This is a genomic window from Actinopolyspora lacussalsi, from assembly GCA_030803735.1.
Classification (GTDB): domain Bacteria; phylum Actinomycetota; class Actinomycetes; order Mycobacteriales; family Pseudonocardiaceae; genus Actinopolyspora; species Actinopolyspora lacussalsi.
This window is the reverse complement of the sequence record JAURUC010000001.1, coordinates 16936-30842: the sequence shown is the minus strand read 5'-3', so window position 1 is coordinate 30842 and position 13907 is coordinate 16936. Positions and strand designations below refer to the sequence as shown.

Sequence of the window (13907 nt, the reverse complement as noted above, 5' to 3'; positions counted from 1 at the left end):
AGTGCTAGCCCAACGGCCCGGCGATTTCGCGAGAAATCGACGGCGGTGCGGTGTCGCGGTTGGTCAGACTCCCCGTCTCGTGGTGAAGAGATAGTTCCGCTTGCGAGTGGTCACCCTGTCGACAGGCACCCACCGTTCGGCGTGCCAGACGTACATGCCGTATCCCATCCCGCGGAGCCAACGGGTGACCTTGTCCGGTTCGAACCCGTATCTGGCCAGGTGGCGTTGTTCGATTTCCAGCAGCAGAGTCGGCTCGCAGTCCGCGAGCGTCCGTTCCGCGCCTTCCAGCACGAACGGTTCGTATCCCTCCACGTCGATCTTGAGGAAGTCCACGCGGTCGAGGCCGCGTGAACGCCGCACCTGATCCACCGAGAGCACGTCGACGGTATGGGTTCGCGCCCGCCGCGCCTCATCGCGCTCCCCGGGGGTGGATCCTCGCTCGTCGATATGGGCGTGGCCGTGCACCGGGAAACCGAAGCGGCGGGGCACCACGAGCCCGCGTGGTTCCGTGCGACTCCCGAGCGCGGCACGAGTGGCCCGCAGCTGGGGCAGGTGGACGAGCCGCTGCAGCCCCGCGAGTATCCGATGTGGCTTACGCTGCGGTTCGAAGGAGTGCACCGTCCCGTGCTCACCGACCAGCGCTGCCAGTGAGAAGCTGTACATGCCGTAGGCCGCACCGACGTCGAAGCACACGTCACCGGTAGCGACCACACTCGGCAGACCTCTCGTCTCGGGCTCGAACAACGATCCGGCCGAAGCCGTCCGCAGCAGAGCGGCCAGCCGCGATCGACGCCGCTCCGAAGCCGCGCCTCCCTCGACAACACGTTTCCCCTCGGCCCGCTCGAACTGCCCCGACACGGAAACTCGCTTTCGGTAGGTGTTCGGTCACTGTCGCCGACCCGGCACGTCGCGATTTCACTTTCCGTACCCGATCGATCACCCAACGTAGGATAATCGACGTGCCGAATCGCACCGCGAGGCGCATGGAGCAGTAACAGGGCCGATACGGACAAGCGGTCCGTATCGGCCCTCGGATCCGTCACAGCGGCACCGATCGGCTCTCCGGAGCGTGCGGAACCGACGGGGAGATCCCGACTCGTCCTACCCTCCCGGAGCGCGCGGGAAATCTCCGTCAGGAGGCCGCGAAGGTCACCTCGCGTCCGGCGTCGCGGCAGGTGTAGTCGTAGCCACCCAGCTCGCCGTCCGCCTCGGCCGCGGAGCACTCGAAACCGTTGCTGCGGTAGTCCTGCCCGATCCGCCCTTCGGCGTCCGCCGCCACGTCACGGGCGGTGTCGCAGTCGGCTCCGCTCGCCTCGATACCGAATGCACCGTTGTCCGAGTTGGGAGTGAACGGTACGTCACCGCAGGAACGCGTGGCCGCGTACTCGGTGGAGACGGTGGTGTCACCGCTGACAACGACGGTGTTGTCCCGCTGGACGACGCTCTGCGGGTGGATCGCCTCGCGGGGACCCACCACGCTGTTGCCGACGGCGATACGCGCGACGACGCGCTGACCGGTTCGCAGTCCCACCGGTGCGGAGTAGACGCCGTCACCGTCGTTGTCGCGCAGCGCGACCGCACCCAGCTCGTCGATGTCGGCGACCTCGTCACGCGGGTTCGCACCGGGAGTTCCGAACAGGCCGTAGAACGTCGTGCTGCCGCTCACGGAGCCGTCGGTACGCACCTGGAAGTTCAGTCGCGTGGTACCGCGCTCGGGCAACGATTCGCCGCGTGCGACCGGCTCCACCGTTCTGACCGCGAGCCGGTCGGTTTCCGAGGTCTTGCCGGAATCGCTCCCGGTCACCTTGACCCGTTCACCCGCATAGGGCAGCAGCATATCCGGCGCACCGGTGAGCCGGTAGCGCGTGCCGTCGCTTTCCGCTGTAAGGGCGTATCCCTGATCGCCGCGTACGAGCGTTCCGGTGGCACTGGTGAACAGCCCTGCCCCGCTCTGGCCGTTCCGGGGGGACTGCCCGTCGGATTTCTCCGCGGCGGCAGCGGTGCCCGCGCCACCCAGTACTGTCAACACGGCGGCGGCGATCGCGAAAGTCTTGCGCATCCTTGTCGAGCCACCTTTCGTTCGGGATAGCTTCGATGATCCTTTCGCCCCGGGAGACGTCGCGGTGGACTTCGGGTTGCCCCGAAACGGTCATCGATTCGTATCGAGTTGTAAGCACCCCGGGTACAGTGCCGACACCTCGGAACAGGGGCGGGAGCGACCGACGGTCCACCCCGACCGAGAGCCGAGGGGTACCGCGACTCGGCCGATGCCCTGTGGTTCCCACCACGTGGCGAGACCGCCCAGACTGCCACTTCCGAAGAGGTTTCGCACCCGATCGGAGTAACGAAAGGAGCCCTGACTGGGCCTTTCGGAGCAATTCGGCCCCACCCGCCCCATAGACAGCGGAACCAGGAGCATGATTTCGGGAGCAGGAGCCGGAAGGGACATCCGACGAGCGGGGAACGACAACTCCACGAACGTCCGCTCCCCGCGAACCGGCATCCGCCCACCACGGAAGCGGTTAACCGCATTGCGAATCCGAACAATCACTCCTGGTGAACGGGAGATACCGAAATTCACTCCGTGAGATCATGAGACAGTAACGATTGTGCGGACACACACCGGAACCGATCGCTCAACGCGTCGCGTCCGATCGTCGTAGCCAGCCGAGTGCGCGTTCCGCCAGGTGGTCGCCAACCGGAAAATCGCAGGTCGAACCCTGCGCATCGACGAACCGGAAATGGGAAGCAGCGGGGAGATGAACAGTCAGCAACCGAGCCGACCGGTGATTACGCCCGCGATGCGGGAGCAGGCCGCGCAACAACCGAACAGCTGGCTCTACGTGGTGGATCCGATCTTCACCGATCCCAACGCGGAAGTCCCGCCCTGGGGGTTCATCGGTGGATTCCGAGTCGACGAGCACGGGGAGATCACCGCGGACTTCTCCCCGAACCCGAACTACCGCCCGTCTCCCGTGGCGTTGCGCCTTCCCGCCCCCACCAACGACGTGGAGCGGGCGCTGCAACTGACCACCACCGGCTACGCCCCCTCCCAGACGCTGCTCGGTTCCCTGCTGGAGGCCGAACTCATCCTGTTCGCCCAGCCGCAGGGCGAAGGACTGTTCACCTTCGAACACCCTTCGGGACGCAATCAGCTGCAGGTTTTCACCTCGGAAGGCCATCTGCCGCAGAACTGGACCAGTTGGCAACGCATGACCGGCAGGTCGCTCGCGGAGCTGCGTCCGCTCGGCACCGATATGCAGGTGAACCCCGCCAGCCCGAGCAAGGTGCGTGTTCCCTGCGAGGACCTGATCCAGGCCGCGGGCATCCCGCTGCGGAGCAGCGAGGGGACATCACGCAACGGTTCGGAGGCGACCACGGTGGTCACGGGGCTCGGAACCCGCCACCGACCGGATCGTCCCGGAGGAACGACACAGTCGGCCCCGGTACAACCGCCCGCGTCGCGGCGAGCCCCCGCCGCGGCAACGACTCCCGAAGCACGATCGACCGGCGCACCGAACATCGCGGCGGGGAGCACCGCGCCACCCGGAACCACGCCCGCACCTGCCGATACGAGTAACGGCGAAACCGGGAACGACGAAACCGGCCAACGCCTGCTCGGCAGCCTGCTCGCCGCCGCTGCCGGTGACGCGCTCGGCGCACCGGTGGAGTTCTACCCGCTGGAGCAGATCCGCAACCGGTACGGCAGCGCCGGGGTAACCGACTACGACCGGGACAACCAGCAAGGCGGCTCGTTCACCGACGACGGCCAGTTGATGCTGTTCGCGCTCGAGGGATTCGTCCGAGGTCACATCGCAGTGCGCCACGGGGTCGCGGAGACACCGCTTCCGGCCGTGCAGCTGGCATTGCAGCGCTGGCTGCACAGCCAGGGATACTCCTGGTCACGCGTGGCCGGGCCGTTCTCGGAGACCCATCCCGAACCGGACGGCTGGCTCGTGGAGCGGCCGGAGCTGTTCGCGGTGCGCTCGCCCGCCAGCGGCTCGATCAGCGCGCTGCGCGAGTTCGCGGCCTCGGGCAGGGCGGGCACGGTCGAGGAACCGCTGTACTATTCGGACACTCATGGCGCGGTGCTCCGCGGAGTCGGTGCCGCGCTGTGGTCGGACGACGCGGCGGAGGTCTTCCGAACGGCCGCCTGCGCCGCCGCGCTGACCCACGGCGAGCCGGCCGGTTATCTACCAGCCGGCACGTTCGCGGTCCTGCTGCGGGAACTGCTGTGGGAAACCCCGGTTCCGGAGGCACTCGCGCGGGCACGGAGCGTACTCGGCGAACACGCCGCTGGCTCGGCCACGGAGCGGGCGCTGGCCGCGGCGGTGAACCTGGCCGAGCACGGGCGTCCCACCCCGGAACGACTCAAGGACGTACTGGGCGGTGGCTGGACCGGCCCCGAGGCACTGTCGATCGCCGTCTGCGCCCTGCTGAGTACCGAAAGCCTCGCCGATGCCGTACTGCTGGCTGTCAACCACTCCGGGGACAGTGACTCCACTGGAGCGATCTGCGGTGCCCTGGCGGGCGCCCGGTACGGCAAGAGCGCCCTGCCGGGCACCTGGCTGCGCGACCTGCGGGGACGGGAGACGATCGAGATCCTGGGGCGGGACGCGCTGCTGGAGTTCGGCGCCGAACCGCCGGACGATCCGACGTGGCGGCACCGCTATCCGGGCAGGCGGGACGGTTCCGAACTCGGGTTCAGCACCGACTTTCCCGTGACGGTTCCCGACCACTCCGAACCGTCCACGGCGGAACAGCCGACCGCCGAGGACTCCCCTACCGAGGAACCGGCCGAAAGCGCCGACGAGAACGCGGGTTCCTCGACGGAGGAGGCGAGCGAGGCCGAAGGACGTCCCGGTGCGGCGGACACGTCCCGGAAACCGGTGCTCGGCTGTCTGCTGGGTGGGGCGGTCGGTGACGCGCTGGGCTACCCGGTGGAGTTCGACTCGCTGCGCGCGATCCGTGACCGGTTCGGTCCCGAGGGGGTCACCGGCCTCGAACCGAGCGGAGCGGACACCGCTCCGATCAGTGACGACACCCAGTTGACCCTGTTCACGCTGGACGGACTCATCCGCGCCGGTCACAGCATGCGCCGTGGGTTGGCGACCGATCCGGTCGAGCTGGTGCAGCACTCCTACCAACGCTGGCTGCACACCCAGGGCTTCGAGAGTGACGAGGTCACCGGACCCGGCTGCACCGAACCGGACGGTTGGCTGCTCGCCCGGTCCGAGCTGTTCGATCGGCGAGCGCCGGGAACGACCTGTCTCGAGGCGCTGCGGGGATTCGCCGCGGGCGAGGGGCCCGGTTCGTCGCACAACCCACTGAACGAGTCCAAGGGATGCGGCGCGGTCATGCGTGCCGCTCCGGCGGCACTGTGGTCGGCCGATGTGGACGAGGTGTTCCGGCTGGGCGCCGAGACGGGGATGCTGACCCACGGCCATCCCAGCGGGTATCTGCCCGCCGGGACGCTGGCCGTGTTGGTGCGTCGGTTGTTGGAGGGGGACACGCCGCGGCGGGCCCTCGACACCGCGTTGGCGCGACTGGCGACCTGGGACGGGCACGAGGAGACGACCGAGTGCCTGTTGCGGGCGGAGGAGCTGGTCTCGCTGGGCGAGCCGGGCCCCGAGGTGATCGAACAGCAGCTCGGCGGTGGCTGGGTGGGCGAAGAAGCACTCGCCATAGCGGTCTACGCCGCGCTGAGCCACCCCGACTCGTTCACCGACGCGGTGCTGTTGGCGGTCAACCACTCCGGCGACAGCGACTCCACCGGGGCGATCTGCGGCAATATCATGGGCAGCGCGTTGCAGCTCGAACGGATTCCCGCGGAATGGCTGGAATCGCTGGAACTGCGCGAGTCGATCGAGCGGCTCGCGCGGGACGCGGATCTCGAGTTCGGCGCGGAGACGCCGCCCGAGCGGGACTGGGCGGAACGGTATCCGGTACCCGACGGTGAAAGGGCCGGTGTGGTGGCGCCGAGGTGGCCGCTGCGGGAACGGGCGCTGGCCACGGAGCCGGGAACAGGTGCGGCGGACGAGGCCGGACAGTCGGACGAAGCGGGAGCGCCGGAAGAACCCGCCGAGGAGACGGTCACGGCGGTGCCGAACGGGCACGGGACCGAGCCGGACGGTGGGAAACCGGACGACGGGGAACAGCACGAGGAGGACGACCAGTCCACCGCGGACGTGGAAAGCACGGACGGGCAGCGGGACGCGGTCGGCTCCGAGAGCACATCCGTGGACACGGCGGCCGTGGCGGACACGGCCGAGGAAGAGGCGGAGGGGGTCGCCACCGCGGCGGATTTCGCGGGCAGCGACCTCCCGGCCACGGATTCCGTCCCCGAACCGGAGCGGGACGCCACGCTGGAGGCCGACGCCGCGTCGACGAGCGCGCGAACGGCGGAGTACCTGAACGCGGCGGAGCAGGCCACGGTGGATGATGAATTCCCCGACGACGAAGAAAGCCGCACCGGCGAGAGCGCGAAAGACGGGGAGGAGCGCGGTCGCCTGCCGTCGGAGAAGACCAACTCCGAGGGAACGTACGACCCGCCCCCCGGAACCCCGGCGCCGACGGGAGCCGCACCAGCGCCGGAAGCCGACGGTGCCGAGAGAACGAGCTCACCGGGGGAATCACCGGGAACGGAACTCTCCGCGGAGGAGACGCGGCTGCTGGCCGCTTGGCGCAAGCTCAGGGAGAGCCCCGAGGAGGTTCCCGACGAGCTCGCCGGGGAGCTCCGCGAGCTCACCGCACGGGCCTTCGGCGACGAACGGGCCGCGCTGCTGTTCGGTGAGCAGCCCGATGAATCCGCCGACTCCGGGGTACTGGTGCGGGAAACCCCGCTGAGCCTGGACTTCGAGGAGCGGCTGGCGGGGTGTGTGCTGGGGGCGGCCTGCGGTGACGCGTTCGGAGCGCCCTGGATGCTCGGGCGGGCGGACCGGCTGCGACGTCCGGAGTCGATCGGGTTGGCCGAGGCGTTCGGGGGCAGCGGGCGTGTCACGGCGGCGACGCAGCAACTCGCCTTCGTGCTGGCGGGAACGATCCGCGCCGACCTGCTCGGACGCGGGAGCGGAACCGGCTACGTGACCGACGTGCGGGAGGCGCTGCGGCACTGGGTCCGTACGCAGGGCGTGGCCATCGATCCGCCCGTCACGACCGACTGGCTCTCGCACTGTTCCGAGCTCAACGCCCAGCGCTTCCCCGATCACGCCGGGACGGCCGCGTTGGTCGAACCGCGTGACGAGGACGGGCTTCCCGGCCCGGCGGAACCGCCCAACGACTCGGCCGGATACCTGGCCACCGTGCGCGCGGCTCCGCTGGGGCTGCTGGCCGACGACACCGGCGCGGCCTTCACGCTCGGCGCGCGAACGGCCGTGCTCACCCACGGCGCTCCGGACGGCTATCTGCCCGCGGGCGCGCTCGCCGCGCTGAACCACGAGCTGCTGCGGGGGACGACGCTGGCCGAGGCCGTGGCCGCCGTGCTGACCGAACTGGACAAGTACGACGGCTGCGAGAACACGGCGGACGCGCTTCGCTCGGCGGTTCGAGTGGCACGGCGGGGAACACCGAGCGACTCGGCGCTGCGTTCGCTGGGAACGGGATGGCACGGCCCGAGTGCGCTGGGAATCGGTGTGCTGGCGGCCCTGTCGTACCCGGACTCCTGGCGCCGGGCCGTGGTGCTCGCGGCGAGTCACGCGGGTAACAGCGCCGCCACGGCGGCGGTCTGCGGTGCCGTGGTGGGGGCTTCCCGGGGGAGCAGCGCGCTGCCCGCGAAGTGGCTGGACCGGCTGGAGGTGCGCGAGATCGCGGACCGGCTGCTCGCCGACCGTCGAGGTGTCGCTGACATCGCACCGAACGGAAATCTTCCGGCCTGGGCACGCGCCTACGTCACCGAAACCGAACGATCTTCATACCGTCAGCGGTAACGGCCCACGACGGGGCCCGCTAGGATGACGAACGCTTTGGACGAGAACACCCTGGAAGACGACGAGAAGCGATTACTGAACGCTCTTCGCGCACGCGAGAACTCGCGCCGGAAACGGGCGGAATCGGACGCGGCGGTTGATCCGACCACGTGGCTGGTGCGGAGCTGGCGGGAACTCGTGGCCGACCCGGCGGCAACGCCGCTCTGGGCCACCGGCCTGCGTTACCGGCTCGCCGAGGAGACCGCATCGACCGGGAAACCTGGCTCCGACGTCTCCGGGGGACTGTTCGACGTGGACGGTTTCGTGGCCCGCTCTCCCGGTCGGCTGCTGGGGATGCTCTACGGCGGCGCGCTCGGTGAGAGCGTCGCGCGGCAGGACAGCCGGGGCACGGAGCGCACCGCCGCCCTGCTGTGCGCGCTGGACGGGCTGATCCACGCCCACACCGAACTACGGGAGCTCGGGCGGGCCGATCCGCTGCGAGCGGTGCTCGCGGGAGAACAGCACTGGCTGCGCAGCCGGGGTGCCCCCGTGCACCCGCCCGCCGAGCGGCAGGGATCCACGTCGCCCCGGCTGTTTCGGCCGGACGACCCGCTGCTGGTGGGTTCCGGCGGTGGCGACCCGGTGATGCTGACGGTGCTGGCTCGTCTCACACCTGAGGAGACACCCGCGAGCCCGGAACACCCGGGCAACGACGTCGAGTCGGCGGCGGCCGTGCCGCTCGGCTCGATCGCCGCGCTGTGGGCCGAGGACGACCGGAGTGCTTTCCGGCTGGGCTGCGAGATCGCCGCCGTCACGCACGGCGGGACGCGGGGTCATCTGCCCGCCGGGGTGCTCGCCGTGCTGATTTCCCGGCTGCTGCGCGGCCACGGGCTCGCGGAGGCGGCGGAGCTCGCCATCGGGCTGTGCCCGGACCAGGACATCGCGGCGGAGCTGTCCGAAGCGGTGCGGCTGGCCGGTTTCCGACCGGCGGGCAGCCTGCCCAGTGCGGGAAACCTGGCGGCCACGGCCGATGGCGGCACCGGCAGCGGGACGCTCGCGATCGCGCTGCGGGTGGCGTTGTCGGCCGCCGAGGACTGCGCCGCGGCGATCGACGTCGCCGCCCGTCACGACGGGGACACCGCGACCTCGGCGATGCTGTGCGGTCAGCTGCTCGGCGCCCTGCACGGACCGGAGTGGGTGAACCGCACCGGCGGAACCTCGCCGGGAATCGGCCCGCTGCTGGAACGCGTGGCCGCCGCTGCCGTCGCCGAGTTCGGTCCTGGTCCGGCGGATGTCACTCCTGCGGATTCCCCACAGCTCGCGGATGCCCAACCGCCGACGGAGAGCCTTCCGGGAGCATCCCGGGGGGAGGAGTCGACCGAGGAGGGAACCTCCGACCGGGTCGCCGACGACGAGAGCTCCGCCGAGGCGGCGTGGCGACCGCGTTTCGTGCGGGCCGTGCTGGGGTGCGCCGTCGGGGAAGCACTGGGCGGGGCCGTCACGTCCGACAGCTGGCGCGAGATCAGGGACCGCTACGGCGAGGAGGGACTGCGGGAGTACGTACCGGCCGGTCATCCGTCAGGGCGGATCGGCAGTGACACCCAGCTGCTGCTGTTCACCCTGGAGGGAACGATCCGGGCAGGGGTGTCCCGCAGATCATTCGACGGGCTGCGGCGCCCCACGCGGCACGTGCAGCACGCCTACCAGCGGTGGCTGCACACCCAGCACCTTAGCTGGCCCCGCGCGGCGGGCGAGTTCCTGTCCACCTCGTCCGAACCGGACGGCTGGCTGGTGGGGTTGCGCGGGCTGTTCCAGACCCGCAGTCCGGGCAGGACCATGATGCGCACGCTGATCGCCTTCGCGAAGGGGCAGCAGGCCATGGGCTCGCCGGAGGAACCGGTCAGCGACTCGGACGGCAGCAGCGCGCTGTTGCGGGCGGTCCCGGCGATGTTGTGGACGCCCCGCTCGGAAGAGATCTTCCGGTTGGCCACCGAGACGGCGGCGCTCACCCACGGCCACCCCACCGCCTGGTTGAGCGCGGGCGCGCTGGCGGTGGTCGTCTCGCGGCTGTCCCGGGGCGAGGTGCTCTCGGAAGCCGTCGACGCGGCCGTGACCGAGCTGGGGCGACATCCGGGGCACGAGGCCGTGACACGCAGGATCGATGCGGCACGCGAGCTCGCCGAGTCGGGCGTCGTCGAGCCGGAGCGGCTGGAACGCACCCTCGGCACGGGATTCAACGCGGCCGAGGCGCTGGCGATCGGGCTGTACGCGGCGCTGGTGGCGGAGGGGGACTTCGCGGCCGGGCTGCGCACCGCCGTGAACCACTCCGGCAACAGCGGGGTTTGCGGCGCGGTGACGGGCACGCTGCTGGCGATGTCGGCGAACGAGGAGATCCCCGAGCACTGGACGCAGCAGCTCGAACTGGGTGAAACAGTCCGAGCGCTCGCCGCGGACGGCTGCCTGGAGTTCGGACCGAACCCGCCGGAGACCCCGGAGTGGTTCGAGCGGTACCCCGCTTCCTGAGTGACGGCTCGCTAGCTCTGGACTGAATCCCTCACCAGTTCGTAGTGGGTGGGCAGCACGCCCCGTGCTGCCCACCCACTACTCTAGTTTTTATTTCTTTTCGCGCGACGAGTTATGTACATCACCAGAAATACCAAGAAACCAACAAAGAAGCAAAAAGAGCTTATTGCAGAATTTTCACCGTCTCCCCACTCAAGCAGTTCATTTCTTTGAGCCAAAAAAACCATGAACCCAACGAGGGCGAGCCCTAGAAATACAACAGTAGTTGACGCAATGAAATCATGCTCTTTGCGCACTCAAATCGAACCTTCTGTCAGCAGACCAAGTTTTGGGTAACCCACCACCCGGCGCCAGCGGCAACGCTTCCCCACGGACCGAATGCCATACCCCACATCGCGGCATTATACACTCCAACACCACCGAGAACCCATCCACAAGCAGCGAGCCCGGTGGGATCCATCAGGTTGGTCGGATTGCATTCGGCGTAGGCGTAGAGGTTGGATTCCTGCCTGCTGGGGTCGGTCTGGGTGAACCGCTTGGTGTCGGTGTCGTAGTAACGATGGCCGAACATGTAGTCACCGGTGTCGAGCTGGTACCCACCGGTGTAGCGGAACGGGTTCTCCTTGGCGGCTTCCCCACTGGCGGTGGTCTCACCGTAGGTGCCGTACTCGTAACTCCCCGCGATGGTGCCGTCCTCGGCCAGCAACGCCAGCACCGTGCCACGCTGATCGGTGATCGCGTTGTAGCGCGTGCCGTCCGGTCCGACCTCGATGATCAGTTTTCCGGAGGGGTCACGGAAGTAACCGGTGCGCTGCCCGTTGTCGGCGATGCTGGTGATCCCGACCGCGGTGTGGGTGAACACGTGTCGCACCGTGTCGCCGTCGGTGGTCTCGGTCAGGGAACGAGGCGTGGCCTGGTCCGTGGTGTCGTAGACCGCCTTGTCGATGCTTCCCGAGGGCAGCTGCGCGCTGGTCAGCTGATTGGTCGCGCTGTACTCGTAGCTCGCCCCGCTGCTGCCGCCGGTCAGGTTCCCGGCCCCGTCGTAGCTGTTGCCGGTGCCGTCGATGTTCCGGGACTGCAGCAGGGTGGTGTCCGAACCGTCCGACGCGGCGTAGGAGTAGCTCGTGTCGAACTTCGTGACCCCGTCGGTGCCGGTGACCGTGATACCGGTCTGTCGCCCCGGGTGCGGCTGGGTGGGTGACGGGTTGTCCGCGAGTGGTCACCGAGCATTTCCGTCGTGGTTTTCCTGTGATGAGGCGTCGAGCCAGGCGTCGCGGACGTGGGCGAGGGCGGCGTGCGCGGTGATGTCGAGGTGGGTTTGCCCCGCGAGTTCTCGCTGCCACGTTTCCTCGTCGGGGGCGTGGGTGAAGAGTGCGTTCGACGGAGGCCTGTTGGTGGGGCCGAAGCGTGTGAACAGCTCCGCCGCCTCGGTGGTGATGGCCCCGAGACGGGCGAGCAGCCAGAGATCGTAGAGATCTCGGGAGGTGGCGCGGTGCGCCCAGGCGGTGGTTTTCCAGGCCGCGAAGGCGGCTGCGGTGGGCACACGCAGCGCGGCGGGTCCGGCATCGCTGTAACGCTGCACGAGCTGGCACCGCTCGGTCGGCCAGGGCGCGTAACCGGTGGAGCTCAGCAGCTGCACTCGCACGGTCGGGCCTTCGGGGGCGACGAGCACGGCGGGCGTCACATCGCGGACCGAGGTGAGTGCCGGTTGCCAGCGTAGCCCTGGAAATTCGCGCCGGGTCCCGCGAAGCAGGGTCGTCTCGAGCACGTCGGCCGTGCTGCTGCGACTGCTGCGAGCGATGAGGTCGATGTCTTCGGACAGCCGCCCCTCGGGGGCCAACGTGCGGGAGAGCGCGGTGCCGCCGAAGAAGACGACCTCGTCGGCCAGCCGGTCACTGATGGCCGCGAGCAGGTGGGAGATGAGATGGTCCCGGCGCACCTGGGCGCGGGCCACGCCGAACTGCTCGGCGACGGCGGCTTCCTCCTGAGGGTCGAGCATGGTCAGGCCGCTTCGAGTAGACGGGCAAGGCTGGCTTGGCGGCGCTGTCCGACTGCCAGCTCTTCCAGCAGTCGACGATCACAACGGTCCAACAGATCGTGGGCGGCGGCACGAGCCTGCTCGGGCAGCCCCCCCAGATCGGAGCGGGCGACAAGATCGAGCACCGTCTGTTCGACCGTGGTGACCCACCCCTGACCCAACTCACTGGTGTGGCGTTGCACGTCCAGGGCGACTACGCGACGACGAACGAAACGCACGGTGGCCTCGCGGTCGGCCAACCGCAACGTCGGCCGGTGGCGAGTGGCAGCCACGACCGCAACCCCCAGTGCCCGCGGGACGGCCCCGTGAACACGGGCGGCGGACAACCCCATCAGCGCGACCGAGTCGATACCCACGTCAGCGACCGCGATACCCAACGCGGCCGCCTCCAGCTCGGGAATCCAGCCCCGATCGAGCTGATCATCGGGAACCACGGCGTAATAACCGGTCGCCAACCGGTGCAACGCCCCGGCACGGGCCAGCCGCGCGAACTCAGGACGCGGGTTCACATACACACCGGCAGCGTCGCGAGGCCGCAACACCCTGGAAGACCCCCGCAGCAGCACTGAGGGCACCCGCGCCGTGATGTGTACCATTACCGTCACCTCCGTAGGCTAACAGCCTACTCTCGTGCCACACACAAGCATACCTGCGCCACTGACATCCTCGCGCTGGACCCAACCAGCGTGCGGCTTCAGCCAAAGCTCGGTGGCGCGGTCTGGCTGGTGTTGTCGCTGCGGCGGGCGAACCACACGATCGACCGGATCCTGCGTGAGGAACTCGACCAGGACCGCTCGGAAGATTCGGCGGACTCCGAGTCATCGCTCTTCGGGGTCACGCTCCCCGTGCCCCGAGCGCAGCGGTAACGCTCACCGGTTCGGACGCGGTGCGGCGCCTCGGAACTCCCGGTCGCCGTACCGCGTCCTCCGCCCGAGGGGGCGATCCCCCCTGCTCCGGCTGACCCGATCGGAAACGAGACCGGCTAGCTCGACGAGCACACCGTAGTGCCACAGCACGAGTACGGCTGGGCCACGACACATGGTTTTCCGAAGTGGACACCGCACCGGTAGCGTCGGAGCTACCACCACCGTTCACGGGAATCGGGCCGCTGTCCACGGACGGCTCGACGACAGGGCAACACGGCAGGAGCACTCCGAACGATGCGGCGAACGAACCGCGGAACGAACCAGAGCTACTTCTTCCTGTTGATCGCCGCAGGAGCGCTCTTCCCGCTGCTGGCGGAGTGGACGCTCGGCCCCGTGGAAAAGGCGCCTTGGTGGTCGCTCATCGCGCTGGCGGTACTGCTGTTCGGATGCTTCTCCCTGATTCTCCTGGGCACCACCAAAGCAATCCAGCGCAAGAATCAGAGCAAGAGCACAGCTCACCGGGAGAGCCGTGCATAACTCTCCGCATCGCCGAAGTACCACGAACCGTCGAATCCG

Annotated in this window: 9 protein-coding genes; 4 read left to right on the top strand and 5 right to left on the bottom strand. The window is 69.0% G+C overall.

What is annotated here, in order from left to right:
• Positions 1 to 63 precede the first annotated feature (63 nt).
• Together J2S53_RS00120 and J2S53_RS00115 are read right to left on the bottom strand one after the other, a co-directional pair.
• Entirely contained in the window at positions 64 to 858 is a 795-nt protein-coding gene (locus J2S53_RS00120; RefSeq protein WP_456239236.1) for an FkbM family methyltransferase, read from the bottom strand.
• A gap of 274 nt (positions 859 to 1132) precedes the next feature.
• Positions 1133 to 2059 carry a DUF5818 domain-containing protein gene (locus J2S53_RS00115; RefSeq protein ID WP_456239235.1) on the bottom strand — a complete coding sequence of 309 codons (927 nt, stop codon included), beginning with the start codon at positions 2057 to 2059 and terminating at the stop codon, positions 1133 to 1135.
• A 700-nt stretch (positions 2060 to 2759) separates the two neighbouring features.
• Between J2S53_RS00115 and J2S53_RS00110 the strand changes: the two genes are divergently transcribed.
• Together J2S53_RS00110 and J2S53_RS00105 are read left to right on the top strand one after the other, a co-directional pair.
• The gene (locus J2S53_RS00110) at positions 2760 to 7925 is read left to right on the top strand and encodes a type VII secretion system-associated protein (RefSeq protein ID WP_456239234.1); all 5166 of its coding nucleotides are present in this window, start codon (positions 2760 to 2762) and stop codon (positions 7923 to 7925) included.
• A 24-nt stretch (positions 7926 to 7949) separates the two neighbouring features.
• A complete protein-coding gene (locus J2S53_RS00105) occupies positions 7950 to 10427 on the top strand; it encodes an ADP-ribosylglycohydrolase family protein (protein WP_456239233.1) in 2478 nt (825 codons plus the stop codon).
• Between the two features lie 313 nt (positions 10428 to 10740).
• Here the strand turns inward: J2S53_RS00105 and J2S53_RS00100 are convergent, their stop codons facing one another.
• The 3 genes from J2S53_RS00100 to J2S53_RS00090 form a co-directional block, all read right to left on the bottom strand.
• Complete coding sequence (locus J2S53_RS00100) at positions 10741 to 11289, bottom strand: RHS repeat-associated core domain-containing protein (protein WP_456239232.1); 549 nt, start codon at positions 11287 to 11289, stop codon at positions 10741 to 10743.
• 357 nt (positions 11290 to 11646) lie between these two features.
• Positions 11647 to 12426: a nucleotidyl transferase AbiEii/AbiGii toxin family protein gene (locus tag J2S53_RS00095; RefSeq protein ID WP_456239231.1), complete on the bottom strand. Its 780-nt coding sequence runs from the start codon at positions 12424 to 12426 to the stop codon at positions 11647 to 11649.
• 2 nt (positions 12427 to 12428) lie between these two features.
• Positions 12429 to 13061, bottom strand: a complete 633-nt coding sequence (locus J2S53_RS00090; RefSeq protein WP_456242659.1) for a type IV toxin-antitoxin system AbiEi family antitoxin — start codon at positions 13059 to 13061, stop codon at positions 12429 to 12431.
• 90 nt (positions 13062 to 13151) lie between these two features.
• Here J2S53_RS00090 and J2S53_RS00085 point away from each other — a divergent pair, with 90 nt between their 5' ends.
• Together J2S53_RS00085 and J2S53_RS00080 are read left to right on the top strand one after the other, a co-directional pair.
• A complete protein-coding gene (locus J2S53_RS00085) occupies positions 13152 to 13331 on the top strand; it encodes a hypothetical protein (protein ID WP_456239230.1) in 180 nt (59 codons plus the stop codon).
• 294 nt (positions 13332 to 13625) lie between these two features.
• The gene (locus J2S53_RS00080; protein ID WP_456239229.1) at positions 13626 to 13868 is read left to right on the top strand and encodes a hypothetical protein; all 243 of its coding nucleotides are present in this window, start codon (positions 13626 to 13628) and stop codon (positions 13866 to 13868) included.
• The last annotated feature ends 39 nt before the right edge of the window (positions 13869 to 13907 follow it).